Here is a 13278-nt window from a genome sequence, read left to right as displayed (position 1 = left end):
ACTGCCCGGGGGCCGGCCCCGCACTAGTTGGGGGGGGGGCGGGGGCGGGGTGCGCCGCCGCCGGCCGGGCCCTCCGCCGGCCCCCCCCCCGGGCTCGGCGGCGCGCCCCCCCCCCCCACGCCACGGTAGTTGCGCCACCCGGTGACGCCGGGGCCGGAGCCGTGCAGCAGCAGCAACGGCGGGCCGTCGCCTGCCTCGTGGTATCGGAGCACACCGAGGTCGGTGGCGACCTCCCGCTTGGTGCCCTCGTAGGTCAGTTCGCTCGTCATGCTCCCGACGGTGCCAGCTCCGACCGTCCGCCGGGGGGGATATTCCCGATCAGCGAGATGCCCGCCGCCGGTCCCTGCCTGCGCGGCGTCCCCCGGCGCCGCCCGCCGACCGGGACTACCATGACCGGCATCCCAAGGCACCGGATCGGAGTCGAGATGGCGAAGCTGCTCAAGTCCCTGGACGAAGACGAGTTCCTGCTCATCCGCGACACGAAGAAGACGCGGATGGCCGACCTCGACGAGGACGACCTGATCGCCTTGCACGGTCGAATCCGCAAGGCCCGCAACAAGTATGTGAAGCTTTACCGGCGTGCGGGCGCGGCGAAGGTGGTCGGGAAGGGGGCCCGCGGCGCCGGCAAGGACGCCAACACGCGCAACGCCCGCAAGGCCGAACTGTTCGAGGACGCCCTCGCCCGCGTCAGCCGCCGGTTGGCCGTCGTCGCCGAGCAGACGGCCCTCGAGCTGAAGCAGGAGCGGCTGGCGGCGGCGCGGACCGACGCGCCGTCCTTCGACGGTGCCGGCGCGGGCACCGGCAAGGTGCACACCGACGGCGCGATGCGCGTCGACCGGACCCGGGAGTCTCCCGGACGGAAGAAGTACGAGGCGTCGACGATCGCGGCCGGCGATCGCAGGCAGGCGGCGAGGGACAACCGCTGACCTCGCCCCTGCCGGTGGGTCCTAGATCCAGCCGCCTGCCCGGCCGCCGAGGACCCGGGTCCGCGCCTCCGGCGACCAGGTGTCGGTCGGGACCGGCGCGGCGGGCTGCACGGCGCGCCGCGTCGCTCCCAGCTCGGGGTACAGGGTGCGGCCGATCTCCCGTGCGGCGTCCACCACCAGCGGAGCCACCCGCTCGAGAGGGGCGGTGCGCACGTCCCCGCTGAGGGACAGCGACGCCACCGGCCCCTCCGGCCCGCGGATGGCGGCACCGACGCAGGCAACGCCGCGGGTCGACTCCTCCCGCTCGAACGCCAGGCCGCGCCGCTGCCGGATGCGGTTCAGTTCCAGGTGCAGGGTGCCGAGGGTGGTGATGGTGCTCGGGGTGGCCCGGACGAGCCGGTCGCCGCACACGGCGTCGACCCGCTCCGGGTCGAGCCACGCCAGGAATGCCTTGCCGGACGCGGTCGAGTGCGCGGGCAGCCGGCCGCCGACCCGGGACGGGATGGAGCTCGCCATCCGCCCCCCAACCTTGTCGAGGTAGACCATCTCGTTGCCGTCCAGGAACGACAGGTGGACGACCATTCCGGTCTGCATGTGCAGCTCGTGCAGCAGCGGTGCCGCCGCCTCACGGATCTCGGCGTGTCCCCCGTCGCCGCCGGTGCCCAGCGCCCGACGCCCGAGCCGGTACCCGAACGAGGCATGCTCGACCCAATTGAGCTTGACCAGCGAGTCCAGGATCCGGTGCACGGTGGAGCGGGGCAGCTGCGACCGGCAGGCGACCTCCTCGAGGGTGAGGCGGGCGGCGCGGCCGTCGAAGGCGTCGAGGATCAGCGTCATGCGTTCGACCATCGAGGGCGGAACCTCCCGGCCGCCCTCGCGGGGGGTCTTGCGGGCAGGCGCTTCGGTGGTGACCGTCATGACGACTCCTGAAGGTCCGGTGGGGTAGCGGCCCGTGCGACGGCCGCCCTCCCAAAACTGAAATCAATTCTTAAAACTGTAGCAAATCCGGTAGTGATCGGGAACACCTGCCGGAAACTACCCTGTCCCGCTCACCGAGAAGGTCCCCCGTCCCGGCGTGGCGGTGCGGTAGAAACCGGGCGCGGGTCCCGTATCCCCCGCGGACGGGAGCGAGAAGGCCATGCGAATCGGGATCGTCACCCCGGTGCTCATCCAGCACCCTGCCACCCGCGCGGACTGGGAGGTCGGCGCGGGCATCGACGACGTCGCCACCATCGCCGCGGCCGCGGACCGGCTCGGCTACCACCACGTCACATGCAGCGAACACGTCGCGGTCCCCACCGACATCGCCGCCGACCGGGGCGGCACCTACTGGGACCCGCTCGCCACCTTCGGCTACCTCGCCGCCACCACCACCCGGATCCGGCTGCTCACCCAGGTGCTCGTCCTCGGCTACCACCACCCGCTCGAGATCGCGAAGCGGTACGGCACCCTCGACCGGATCAGCGGCGGCCGCCTCACCCTCGGCCTCGGCGTCGGCAGCCTGCGCGAGGAGTTCGACCTGCTCGGGGCCGAGTTCACCGGTCGCGGCGCCCGCGCCGACGACGCGCTCCGGGCGCTGCGCGCTGCGCTGGGCCGGGCGACACCCGAGTACCACGGCGAGTTCTACGACTTCGCCGACCTGGTCGTCGAGCCGCACGCGACCCAGGATCGGGTGCCGCTGTGGATCGGCGGTCGCACCCCCCGCTCGCTGCGCAGGGCGATCGAACTCGGCGACGGCTGGGTGCCGTTCGGGCTGCGGCTCGACGACCTGACCACGATGCTCGCGAAGGCGCCCGTCCCGGAGGGGATGGAGATCGCCCTCGCCGCGGGCAGGGCCCTCGACCCGACCGGAAACGCCGAGGGAGCCATCCGCGCGCTGACCCGACTCCGCGACGCAGGCGCGACCGTCGCCGGGGTCACCCTCGACGCGTCCGGAGTCGACCACTACTGCGACCAGCTGGCCGCCCTGGCCGAGCTGGCTGTCCCCCTCGGTATCGAATTCGACTGAGACCCAACCGAAAGGACCCCAGATGACCGACACCGCCGAGCTCGTCGCCCGACTCGCCGACCGGGTGCAACTGCTCGAGGACCGCCTCGCGATCATGGACATCATCAGCGGTTACGGCCCGGCCGTGGACAGCGGTTCCGCCGAGACGGTCGCCGACATCTGGACCGAGGACGGGGTGTACGACGTCGACACCGGGTCGATGACCGGGCGCGGGGAGATCGAGGCGATGGTCCGATCGAAGAACCACCAGTCGTACATCCACGGCGGCTGCGCGCATCTGGTCGGGCCGCCGCACATCGTGCTCGACGGCGACACCGCGGTCGCGACCTGCCACTCCCAACTGGTGCTGCGGGACACCGAGAAGGGCGTCAACCGGGTCGCGCGGATCACCGCGAATCGCTGGGAGTTCGCCCGGGTCGACGGCGCATGGAAGGTCACCGTCCGCACCAACCGCCTGCTCGACGGCCGCGACGAGGCGCGCGAGATTCTCTCCGCAGGTGCGACCGGGGCACCGCTGAGCTTCTCGTCCTGACGCCCGTGGCTGGTGCGGTGGCGGACGTCCGCCTCCGCCTCCGCGCCGCCAACCCCGGGCACTCCCGAACACCGGGACGCGACACCGGGACCCGCCACCGACAGGTGGGACACAACCTTGCAGGGAACTAGAATGAATACTAGTTTCCGAACCCAGCGCCGCAGGATGAACCGCGGCAACCGAACACACGGGAGACAGTTCCATGGGTGAATCAGTCAGCTTGGCAGGCCGGACCGCGATCGTCACCGGCGCCGGCGCCGGGCTCGGTCGCGCCGAGGCCCTCGCACTCGCCGAGGCGGGCGCCGCCGTCGTCGTCAACGACATGGGCGATGCCGCGCACGCCGTCGCCGAGGAGATCCGCGCGGCGGGCGGCCAGGCCATCGGCGTCACCGGCGACGTCTCCGACTGGACGCTCGGTGGCCGGATGATCGACGAGGCCGTGAAGAACTTCGGCTCCTTCGACATCCTCGTGAACAACGCGGGCATCCTGCGCGACAAGATGGTCTTCAACCTGACCGAGTCGGACTGGGATGACGTCCTGCGCGTCCACCTCAAGGGCCACGCCGCCACCTCCGTCGCCGCCGCCCAGTACTGGCGGAACCTGAGCAAGGAGGCGGGCGCTCCCGTCTACGGCCGCATCGTCAACACCTCCTCGGAGGCGTTCCTGTTCGGCTCCGCCGGGCAGCCGAACTACTCGGCAGCCAAGGCGGGCATCACCGCGCTGACCCTGTCCACCTCGCAGGGCCTCGCCCGCTACGGCGTGACCGCCAACGCGATCTGCCCGCGCGCCAGGACCGCAATGACCGCCGAGGCGTTCGGCGAGGCCGACGCCACCGCGGGCCTCGACCCGCTCGCCCCCGAGCGGGTCGGCACCCTGGTCGCCTACCTGGCCTCCCCCGCCTCCAAGGAGATCACCGGCCAGGTGTTCGTGGTCTACGGCAAGATGGTCGCGCTGATGGCCGCACCGCAGGTCGAGAACCGTTTCGACGCCGCAGGTTCCGCGTTCACCGTCGACGAGCTCGACCAGCAGCTGTCGTCCTACTTCACCGGCCGCGGCCAGTACGAGACGTACGCTGCGTACGGGATCGCGGCGTTGGAGAAGGCCGCACTCGCCATCGACTGACACCGTTCATTCCGATCCGAAGGAGCACGGCATGAGGCTGGACAACAAGGTCGCCATCGTCACCGGCGGCGCAGGCGGAATCGGTCGCGGGATCGTCCGCGCGTTCGTCAAGGAGGGCGCCAAGGTCCTGTTCGTCGACATCAACGACGACGCGGGGCAGGCCCTCGAGGCGGAGCTCGCCGGGGCGGGCCGGTTCCTGAACGTCGACATCTCCAAGCAGGAGAACGCGGCCGCAATCGTCGCCGCCGCGGTCGACGCGTTCGGCAGGGTCGACGTCCTGGTCAACAACGCGCATGCGTCCCGGCAGGCGCCGCTGATCGACACAACCCAGGAGATGCTGGACCTGTCGTTCGGGACCGGTTTCTACCCGACGTTCTGGCTGATGCAGGCCGCGTACCCGCAGCTGAAGGCGACTCAGGGGTCGGTGATCAACTTCGCCTCGGGCGCGGGCATCGACGGCAACGTGACGCAGGGGTCCTACGCCGCGGCGAAGGAGGCGATCCGCGCGATCAGTCGGGTCGCCGCCAACGAGTGGGGTCCCGACAACATCAACATCAACCTCATCTCGCCGCTCGCGCTGACCGAGGGGGTCGCCGCATACATCAAGGCGAATCCCGAGGTCGAGGACGTGATGCTCGCGAAGACCCCGCTGCACCGGTTCGGCGACCCCGAGTCCGACATCGGCCGGGTCGCAGTGTTCCTCGCCAGCGACGACGCCAGCTATATGACCGGCCAGACCCTGATGGTCGACGGCGGCGCCATCAAGCTGCGGTAGGCACTTCGTGCCTGTGAGTCCTTTTGGCCCCCACGTGGGCCAAAAGGACTCACAGGCGAAGCCGGGTCAGCAGCTCGGCTGGACCTCGTCACCGGCGAGGACCGATGCGGCGAAGGCGGCGGCGTCGTCGAAGGACGCAATCATCACGCCGCGGTGGTCGGCGCCCTCATAGTCCCGGTACACCACCGGGGATCCCTTGCCGCACAGCGTCTTCACCAGCGCATCGGTCTGCGGCTTCGCGACGACGGTGTCGCCGGTGCCCTGCTGCACCAGCACCGGAACGGCCGGGGTCGCGTTCTCCGGTTCCTGCTTGCGCAGGTACTCGGTCCACGGGCCGAGGTCGGCGTCGGGGCGGATCACCGAGTTGACCTGGATGTCACCGATCGCGGCACGGATGTCGGCGATGCAGCCGGTGCGGCCCGCCTTCATCAGCGGATCCGCGGCGGGCGTGACGATCTCCTCCGGCACGACCGCCGGGTCCGCGGCCGCCGCGCCGAGCAGGGTGATCGGCAGGAAGCTCAGCACCGGCTGCACCGCCTGGCTGCCGCCCTTGATGTACTCCGGGGTCTGGCTCAGGCCGCTGCCCGGGGCGAGCGAGATCGCCCCGACCAGGTCGAGGCCCTCGTCCCGCGTGACGCCCAGGTCGGACGCGCTGATCGCGGCGGCTCCGCCCTGGCTGTGCCCGACCGCGATCCACTTCGTCCCGACCGAGTCGTCCAGGCGGCGGGCGGCGGTGACGATGTCCGTCATCGCGTTCACCTCGGACTGCGCGTTGAGGTACGTGTGGTCGCCGGGGGTGCCCATGCCCTCGTAGTCGGTGCGGACCACCGCGTAGCCCTGCTGCAGCCACTTGTCGAGGGGGGCGATGGTGCGTTCGAGGTAGTCATGCGACGCACCGTCGGCGGTGTCCCCCGACGGGGCGCAGGTGTCGGCGATGCCGGTGGTGCCGTGCGCCCAGCTGATCACCGGCCAGCCGCCCTCGGGCGCGGTCCCCTTCGGGATCGCCACGGTGCCGGACACCACGATCGGCTGGCCGTTGCCGTTCACCGACGAGTAGGTGATCAGCTCGTTGCGTGCGGCGCTCGGCAGCACCGCGGCATTGGTCAGCGCGGCGCTGGACAGCACGTCGCCGGGCTGCGGGGCGGACGCGGCGGAATCGTCGCCGTTCGAGGAACAGCCGGTCAGGGCGACGGCGGCGACCGCGAGTCCCCCTATCATTCGAACGGGAACTGCGGAACGTGCCTGACGCATGGGTGCCTCCGAACGGGGTACGAGGACGAGCCTCGGAAAGAGTTAAGAAGGGTTTCTTATTACCGTGACGCGCGCCACACTGTCAATACCCCGTCTCACTCTCGTCCACGCGGCCGAACGACTGGTCGCCGAACGCGGGCTGCACGGCGTCCGCGCGAGCGAGGTCGTCAAGGCCGCCGGCCACAAGAACAACTCGGCGATCACCTACCACTTCGGGTCGTGGGAGAACCTGCTCGTCGCCGTCTGGGACCTGCACACCGTTCCGGTCAATGCCGCGCGGGCGGCGCTGATCGCGACGGCCCGAGCCGAGCACGACTACACCCGCGCCGCGATGGTTCGCGCCTACGTTCTGCCCCTGGTCACCGAGGTGCGGCGCAATCGACCAAGCCACTGGGCACGGTTCAATGAGCAGTGGCTCGCGACGCTGCCGCTCGACATCTTCGACCTCGATGCCGCGGCGACCGCGCAGCAGCCGCGCACCGAGTCGGTCACCGTGGTCCACGATCTGTTCACCGACATCGCGGGCACGCTGACCCACCTCGACCCCCCGGCCCGGTCCCGGAGGGTGGCATTGATGGCGCGGTTCGTCATCGCCGCCCTCGCCGCCTGGGAACGCGGGGGCGAGCACCCGCAGCCCCTCGACGACCTCGAACGCGAACTGCTCAGCACCGGCCTGGCCCTGCTGCAGGCACCGTAGGTGTCCTAAAACACCTTGCCCGGGTTCATGATTCCGTGCGGATCCAGGGCTCGTTTGACGACCCGATGCATGTCCATCACGGCCGGGTCGAGTTCCTGCGCGAGGCCATCCATCTTCAGCACGCCGATCCCGTGCTCACCGGTGACGGTTCCTCCGAATTCAATTGCTGCGTCAATGATCTCGGTGAACGCCGCCTGGGCGCGAATCCGGGCGTCGTCATCGTCGCGGGGGGCGATGAGCAGCGGATGCAGGTTGCCGTCACCGGCGTGCGCGATGGATGCGATCGTCGTCGCGTGCCGCTGCCCGATCTGCTCGATGCGCTCGAGCATCTCCGGGACAACGGCTTTCGGGACGCAGATGTCCTCGGTGAGCACCGGACCGAGCCGTTCCATCGCCGGGTAGGCGAGCCTGCGGGCCAGGAACAGCGCGTCGGCCTCCTGCTGGTTCGTGGACTGGGCGCTCCAGGTCGCCCCCGAGCGGTCGAAGCAGGCCAGCATCCGCTCGGCCTCCGCGTCGCCGACCGAGCCGGGCGTGTCGATCCGCCCGAGCAGCAGCACGTTCGCATCGGCGGACAGGCCCATGTTCTTCCAGGCGTCGACGGCGACCAGGCACTGCCGGTCGATCAGCTCCAGCGCCGACGGGGTCAGGCCGTCCTCGGCGACCGCCCGCACGGCCCGTCCCGCGTCGACCGTCGAGTCGAAGTAGCCGACGATCGTCCGCTGCGGTTCCTGCAGGGGACGCAGCTTGACGGTGATCTCGGTGATGACACCGAGGGTGCCCTCGGACCCGACCATCAGCCCGGCCAGGTCGTAGCCCGCAACCCCCTTGGCGGTGCGCCTGCCCAGCCGGACCAGCTCACCGGTGCCGGTGACGACCTGCATGCCGAGCACGTAGTCGCGGGTGACCCCGTACTTGACGCAGCACAGCCCGCCCGCGTTGGTGGCCACGTTGCCGCCGATCGTCGACCAGGCGGCGCTTGACGGGTCCGGCGGGTACCAGAGCCCTTCCTTCGCGCACGCGGCCCGCAGGTCGTCGTTGACGACGCCCGGCTCGACCACGGCGAGCCGTTCGAGCGGGTTGATCTCCTTGACCGCGTTCATCTTGTCGAACGAGACGATCACGCCGCCGTCGATCGCGTTGGCGCCGCCGGACAGTCCGGTGCCCGCGCCGCGTGAGACGACGGGGACGCCGCGGGCGAGGCACGTCCGGACCACGATCTGCACCTCCTCGGCGGTGCGCGGCCGGACCACGAGCAGCGGGGTGCCGTAGGGGGCCCACTCCGCCTCGTCGTGCAGGTAGGGCTCGATCACGTCGGGGTCGGTGACCACCCGGTCGGCGGGGATCGCGCGCGTCAACTCGTCCGCGAGTTCGATGAGGCGGGTCGAGGTGGCGTCGACAGTCATGGTCTCGACGCTAGTCGTCCGGGCCCGCCCGATCGATGGACCGATTCTCCGTGGCCGACCGGAGATGGTGGATGATGTCTCCATACCGATGGCTCCCACCAACGCCGAGGAGGAACCGATGCGGGACGGCTGGCTGCACCTGCTCCTCGGCGACGCCACCGCGGACGACCTGATCGCGCACCGGGACCGGCTGCTCGCGGCGGGCGACGCCGACACCACCGCGATCGAGCGGGACACCCAGGCCGCGGTCCGCCTGCACCTGCTGCTCGAGCAGCGCAGGCAGCGCGCGACCGAACTCGCCGCCCTCAACGACATCGCCGCGCAGCTCACCACCCTCCACGATCCGTCGGCACTGCTCCCCGAGATCGCGGCGCAGGCGCGCCGCCTGCTCGGGGTCGACCTCGTCTACATCGGTCTGGTCCGCGGCGACAACCTGGTGATCGAGGTGGCGAGCGGCGCATACACCTCGCACCTGCTCGGGCTGACGCTGTCGCCGACCGAGGGCCTGATGGGTCGGGTGATGATGCGGGACGCCCCGGCCTGGACCCCCGACTACCGCGAAGATCCGAGCTTCCCGCACACCGGGCCCGCCGACGTCGCGGCCCGCGCCGAGAACATGCGCGGCCTGCTCGCCGTTCCGTTGCGGCACGGCGGCCGGATCCTCGGCGCCGTGTGCGCTGCCAAGCGTCAGGAACGGTCGTTCGGCGACGACGAGGTGGCGTTGTTGGCCGCGCTCGCGGCGCACGCCGCCGTTGCCATCGACAACGCCCGCACCCTGCTCCGTTCGCGAGCGACGGTGACGCAGCTCGAGGCCGCGAACGCCGAATTGGCGCGCCGGACGGACCAGCTGGAACGGACGCTGCGCTGGGATCGGGCGCTCACCCAGGTGGTGCTCCGGGGCGGTGGGGTCCGGGACCTGGTCGCGGAGGTGTCGGCGTCGGCGGGCTGGCCTGCGTACTTCGCGCCGGCGCCGGACGAGCCGCCCGCGACCCTGGACGCGGGCGCGGTCCGGGCGGTGTTCGACGCCCTCGACTCCGGCGCCGGGGAGCATGCGAGCACCCCGGTCGGCGACGGGCGAACGCTGGTCGGTCGCGGGGTGCGCGCCGCAGGCGACCGGCTCGGGGTGCTGCTGCTGCTGACCACGGGCGCCCCCGACGAGCCGCTGCTGCTGATCCTGGAGCGGGCGGCGCCGGTGATCGCGCTGGCGTTGGTCGGCGAGCGGGCTGCGCTCGAGGCGAGCCGCCGGGCACGGGACGCCCTGCTCGTCGACCTGATCACCCGGCCCGCGCCCGCCCCCGCCGAGGCCGAGCAGCAGCTCCGCCTCGCCGGGATCAGCCCGGACCGCCCGTACACGGTTGCGGTTGCCCGCCCGGACTCGGACGTCCCCCGGACCAGGGCCGCGATCGAGCAGATGCGGTTGCCATCGGGCACCGTCGTCGCCGAGCACGGGTCCCGGGTGATCGCGGTGGTTCCCGGTCTGGACCCGGATGCGCTGATCGCGCGGTGGGCGCAGCCCGACACCGCGCCGACGGTCGGCGTCTCCGATCCGGCGCGTGGCGGGCAGGCCCTCGCCCGGGCGTACACGCAGGCGCAGCAGACGGTGGACGTGCTGGAGACGTTGGGGCGGCACTCCCGGATCGCGGCGTCGTCCCGGCTGGGGGTCTACCGGATCCTGCTCAGCCGCACCGGCCGCGAGGAGCTGGCCGCGATCACCGAGCAGATGCTGGGGCCGCTGCTGCGGGAGGAGCGGCAGCGTGGGGTGCCGCTACTGGACACCCTCGCCTCCTACCTGGACCACAACCGCAGGCACGCGGCGACCGCGGCGGACCTCGCGATCCACGCCAACACCCTCTACCAGCGGCTGGAGTCCATCGACCGGCTCATCGGGAAGAAGTGGCGGGATCCGGATCGAGCGCTGGATCTGCAGTTGCTGCTCCGGCTGCGCTCCGGTGCGCTCCGGCTGGACGACGGCTGAGCCGTCCGGTGTCATGACGGCTGAGCCGTCCGGTGTCATGACGGCTGAGCCGTCCGGTGTCACGACGGCTGAGCGCGACGACCAGGACCGCGGCGAGCAGCAGCACCGCGCCGACCACCCACAGGCCTGCCTTGGCGCTGCCGGTCAGGTCGGTCAGCCACCCGGTGACGTAGGGGGCGCCGAACCCGGACAGGTTGCCGATCGAGTTGATCATCGCGATGCCCGCCGCGGCGGCGACCCCGGATAGGAAGGTCGTCGGCAGGTACCAGAAGACGGGGATCGCGCACAGCACACCGATCGCGGTCAGCGACACGACCGCCATCACCGCGAACGGCGAGTTCAGGTACAGCGCAACGGGAATGGACACCGCGGCAAGCAGCGATGGCGCGGCGACGTGCCAGATGCGTTCCCCGGTGCGGTCGGAGTGCCTGCTCCAGAACACCATCGCGATGCCACCGATCACGAACGGCACGGCGACGATCAGCCCGGTCTCGAACACCGTGAAGTCGGTGTTGAACGTCTCCTTGAATCCGGCGACGATCGTCGGCAGGAAGAAGCTCAACGCGTAGAGGCCGTAGGTGACGCCGAAGTAGACGACGCCGAGCGCGATGACCCGCGGGTTGCGCAGCGTCTGCCACACCGGGGTGGTGTGCTCGTCCGCGGCGGACGCCTTCTCGGCGTCCATGGTGCGCACCAACCAGTTCCGTTCGTCGGCGTCGAGCCACGTCGCCTGATGCGGCTTGTCGGTGAGGTAGAACCAGGTCACGACCGCAAGCAGGACCGCGGGCAGGCCCTCGACGAGGTACATCAACCGCCAGCCGGACAGCCCGAACAACCCGTCGCCCCATTGCATGATCGCGGTCGAGAGCGGGGCACCGATCGCCGACGACGCGGGCAGGGTGAGCAGGAAGATGCCCATCAGCCGCACCCGGTACTTCGCGGGGAACCAGAACGTCAGGTACAGCAGGACGCCGGGGAAGAAGCCCGCCTCGGCGACGCCGAGCAGGATCCGCACGATGTACAGCGAGGTGACGTTCGGCACGAAGGCCATCGCGGCGGCGAGGATGCCCCAGGTGAACATGATCCTGGCGATCCACATCCGGGCGCCGAATTTGTGCAGCGCCAGGTTCGACGGCACCTCGAAGATCAGGTAGCCGACGAAGAACAGTCCCGACGCCAGACCGAACATCGTCGCGGTCATCCCGAGTTCGTCGCTCATCGTGAGTTTCGCGAACCCGATGTTGGTGCGGTCCAGGTAGTTGACGAAGTACAGGATCGCGAGGAACGGGATCAGGCGGCGCGCGACCTTGCCGACGACGCGCCGTTCGAGGGCGGCGTCGTCACGGTCGGCGCCCGTCGGCGCGGCTGCGGTCGGCATGGGTGGAGCTCCTGGTGAACGCGACGGGGAATCGGACATCACCCGTGACCGTGGGAAACCCTACGAAGCCGCTGGTGCGCCCACCACGGAGAAACCCTCCACCGTGCGCCACGGCCGATGGAGCGATTCTCCATGTGATGATCCGACAGCGCAGCTCCTCCCGAATCTGGTGCTCATCAGGCCGCCGATGCGCCCGAATCAGCGATCACGATGATCAGTCACCGGGGTGCGGGGCCCGAACTTCGGCTTGACGGCCTGGCCGCTCACCTCCAGCAGCCGGATCACCCGATACCGGTGCGGCCGCAGCGGCTCAAGGTAGGCGACCATGCCGGGGTCGTCGAGGGGCCGCCCGAGCAGCGACCAGCCGACGACGGCGGCGAGGTGGAAGTCGCCGACCGACAGCGCATCGGCGTCACCGAGCGCCCGCTGCGCGACCTCGGCGGCCGTCCACGGCCCGATCCCCGGCACCACCCGCAGTCGGGCCTCGGCATCACCCGGGTTCATCCCCACCGCCTGCTCGAGCCGGTCTGCGACCGCGGCGGCGGTCACGATGGCGCGGGACCGCTTCGGGTCGACACCGGCGCGGTGGTACTCCCACGACGGGATGCGGCGCCACACCGGCGCGGGCGGCGGCACCCGCATCCCCGCAGGGACGGGACCGGGTGCGACGCCACCGTGCGCGGCGACGAGCCTGCGCCACGACGCGTGGGCAGCGATGCCGTGCACCTTCTGCTCGAGGATCGCGGGCACCAGCGCCTCGAATACCCGTCCGGTGCGGGGGATCCGCAGCCCAGGAAGGCGGCGATGCGCCTCGATCAACTTGGGATGCTCCGGCGCGAAATCGGTTGCCGCGCCGCACTCACCGAGCAGGTCGGGCAGGCTGTCGACAAACTCGACGGCGCCCTCGCCCCACGCCCGGCAGTGCACCGAGGTCGCATCCTGCTGCACGAGCCGGTAGCTGACCGGCCCCGTCGGCATCAGCGACGTCCGCCACAGCGCACCGTCCGCGGTGACCCGATGGCAGGGGTCGGCGCGCCCCCGCCCCAGCGTCGACAGCGACGCGGCGAGGAGCAGCGGGCGGTCACTTCGGTGGACGGTCTCCACCGACGCGCCCCACCCGGAGGCGGCAACGGACATGACTCCACGATAGGCACGTCCTCGGCCGTGACCGGCCACACAGTGGCGGACGTCATGCAACGCCCTGTCCGGC

12 protein-coding genes and 1 pseudogene are annotated in these 13278 nt (G+C 71.0%); 7 read left to right on the top strand and 6 right to left on the bottom strand.

Translation table 11 applies throughout. From position 1 onward, the window contains the following. A pseudogene (locus ACFWPA_RS02685) lies at positions 1–269 on the bottom strand (alpha/beta fold hydrolase); the annotation flags it as partial. 156 nt (positions 270–425) lie between these two features. On the opposite strand from ACFWPA_RS02685, the gene ACFWPA_RS02680 reads away from it, so the two are divergent. Beyond that, the gene (locus ACFWPA_RS02680; RefSeq protein ID WP_378508590.1) at positions 426–926 is read left to right on the top strand and encodes a hypothetical protein; all 501 of its coding nucleotides are present in this window, start codon (positions 426–428) and stop codon (positions 924–926) included. A 21-nt stretch (positions 927–947) separates the two neighbouring features. Here the strand turns inward: ACFWPA_RS02680 and ACFWPA_RS02675 are convergent, their stop codons facing one another. Further along, the gene (locus ACFWPA_RS02675; RefSeq protein WP_378508470.1) at positions 948–1844 is read right to left on the bottom strand and encodes an IclR family transcriptional regulator; all 897 of its coding nucleotides are present in this window, start codon (positions 1842–1844) and stop codon (positions 948–950) included. Between the two features lie 220 nt (positions 1845–2064). On the opposite strand from ACFWPA_RS02675, the gene ACFWPA_RS02670 reads away from it, so the two are divergent. The 4 genes from ACFWPA_RS02670 to ACFWPA_RS02655 all read left to right on the top strand — a co-directional run bounded on the left by ACFWPA_RS02670 (position 2065) and on the right by ACFWPA_RS02655 (position 5364). Next, the gene (locus ACFWPA_RS02670; protein WP_378508471.1) at positions 2065–2934 is read left to right on the top strand and encodes an LLM class F420-dependent oxidoreductase; all 870 of its coding nucleotides are present in this window, start codon (positions 2065–2067) and stop codon (positions 2932–2934) included. Between the two features lie 22 nt (positions 2935–2956). Then, positions 2957–3466 carry a nuclear transport factor 2 family protein gene (locus tag ACFWPA_RS02665; protein ID WP_378508472.1) on the top strand — a complete coding sequence of 170 codons (510 nt, stop codon included), beginning with the start codon at positions 2957–2959 and terminating at the stop codon, positions 3464–3466. 202 nt (positions 3467–3668) lie between these two features. Then, a complete protein-coding gene (locus ACFWPA_RS02660) occupies positions 3669–4589 on the top strand; it encodes a 3-oxoacyl-ACP reductase (protein ID WP_378508473.1) in 921 nt (306 codons plus the stop codon). A 31-nt stretch (positions 4590–4620) separates the two neighbouring features. Beyond that, the gene (locus ACFWPA_RS02655; RefSeq protein ID WP_378508474.1) at positions 4621–5364 is read left to right on the top strand and encodes an SDR family NAD(P)-dependent oxidoreductase; all 744 of its coding nucleotides are present in this window, start codon (positions 4621–4623) and stop codon (positions 5362–5364) included. Positions 5365–5430: 66 nt separating this feature from the next. Here ACFWPA_RS02655 and ACFWPA_RS02650 read toward each other — a convergent pair whose 3' ends face one another. Next, positions 5431–6582, bottom strand: a complete 1152-nt coding sequence (locus ACFWPA_RS02650) for an alpha/beta fold hydrolase (RefSeq protein ID WP_378508475.1) — start codon at positions 6580–6582, stop codon at positions 5431–5433. Positions 6583–6679: 97 nt separating this feature from the next. On the opposite strand from ACFWPA_RS02650, the gene ACFWPA_RS02645 reads away from it, so the two are divergent. Further along, complete coding sequence (locus ACFWPA_RS02645) at positions 6680–7312, top strand: helix-turn-helix domain-containing protein (RefSeq protein ID WP_378508476.1); 633 nt, start codon at positions 6680–6682, stop codon at positions 7310–7312. Positions 7313–7317: 5 nt separating this feature from the next. On the opposite strand, the gene ACFWPA_RS02640 is transcribed toward ACFWPA_RS02645, so the two are convergent. After that, positions 7318–8715 (bottom strand): FAD-binding oxidoreductase, encoded by a 1398-nt coding sequence (locus tag ACFWPA_RS02640; RefSeq protein ID WP_378569585.1) that lies wholly within the window; start codon positions 8713–8715, stop codon positions 7318–7320. A gap of 88 nt (positions 8716–8803) precedes the next feature. Between ACFWPA_RS02640 and ACFWPA_RS02635 the strand changes: the two genes are divergently transcribed. Next, entirely contained in the window at positions 8804–10690 is a 1887-nt protein-coding gene (locus ACFWPA_RS02635; protein ID WP_378508478.1) for a GAF domain-containing protein, read from the top strand. Here the strand turns inward: ACFWPA_RS02635 and ACFWPA_RS02630 are convergent. Together ACFWPA_RS02630 and ACFWPA_RS02625 are read right to left on the bottom strand one after the other, a co-directional pair. Then, positions 10596–12068, bottom strand: coding sequence for an MFS transporter (locus tag ACFWPA_RS02630; protein ID WP_378508479.1), 1473 nt, complete (start codon positions 12066–12068; stop codon positions 10596–10598). The genes ACFWPA_RS02635 and ACFWPA_RS02630 overlap by 95 nt on opposite strands. Positions 12069–12266: 198 nt before the next feature. Then, positions 12267–13205, bottom strand: coding sequence for a DNA-3-methyladenine glycosylase family protein (locus ACFWPA_RS02625; RefSeq protein ID WP_378508480.1), 939 nt, complete (start codon positions 13203–13205; stop codon positions 12267–12269). Positions 13206–13278 lie beyond the last annotated feature (73 nt).

The organism is Rhodococcus sp. NPDC058505, from assembly GCF_042720095.1.
GTDB lineage: Bacteria > Actinomycetota > Actinomycetes > Mycobacteriales > Mycobacteriaceae > Rhodococcus_G.
This window is presented reverse-complemented; position numbering and strand designations above follow the sequence as displayed.

Excerpts from the sequence above, each read along its gene's own strand:
- ACFWPA_RS02670 (WP_378508471.1), top strand. The coding sequence starts at position 2,065 with ATGCGAATCGGGATCGTCACCCCGGTGCTCATCCAGCACCCTGCCACC.
- ACFWPA_RS02665 (WP_378508472.1), top strand. The coding sequence starts at position 2,957 with ATGACCGACACCGCCGAGCTCGTCGCCCGACTCGCCGACCGGGTGCAA.
- ACFWPA_RS02680 (WP_378508590.1), top strand. The coding sequence starts at position 426 with ATGGCGAAGCTGCTCAAGTCCCTGGACGAAGACGAGTTCCTGCTCATC.
- ACFWPA_RS02650 (WP_378508475.1), bottom strand. The coding sequence starts at position 6,582 with ATGATAGGGGGACTCGCGGTCGCCGCCGTCGCCCTGACCGGCTGTTCC.
- ACFWPA_RS02675 (WP_378508470.1), bottom strand. The coding sequence starts at position 1,844 with ATGACGGTCACCACCGAAGCGCCTGCCCGCAAGACCCCCCGCGAGGGC.
- ACFWPA_RS02625 (WP_378508480.1), bottom strand. The coding sequence starts at position 13,205 with ATGTCCGTTGCCGCCTCCGGGTGGGGCGCGTCGGTGGAGACCGTCCAC.
- ACFWPA_RS02630 (WP_378508479.1), bottom strand. The coding sequence starts at position 12,068 with ATGCCGACCGCAGCCGCGCCGACGGGCGCCGACCGTGACGACGCCGCC.
- ACFWPA_RS02655 (WP_378508474.1), top strand. The coding sequence starts at position 4,621 with ATGAGGCTGGACAACAAGGTCGCCATCGTCACCGGCGGCGCAGGCGGA.
- ACFWPA_RS02640 (WP_378569585.1), bottom strand. The coding sequence starts at position 8,715 with ATGACTGTCGACGCCACCTCGACCCGCCTCATCGAACTCGCGGACGAG.
- ACFWPA_RS02660 (WP_378508473.1), top strand. The coding sequence starts at position 3,669 with ATGGGTGAATCAGTCAGCTTGGCAGGCCGGACCGCGATCGTCACCGGC.
- ACFWPA_RS02635 (WP_378508478.1), top strand. The coding sequence starts at position 8,804 with ATGGCTCCCACCAACGCCGAGGAGGAACCGATGCGGGACGGCTGGCTG.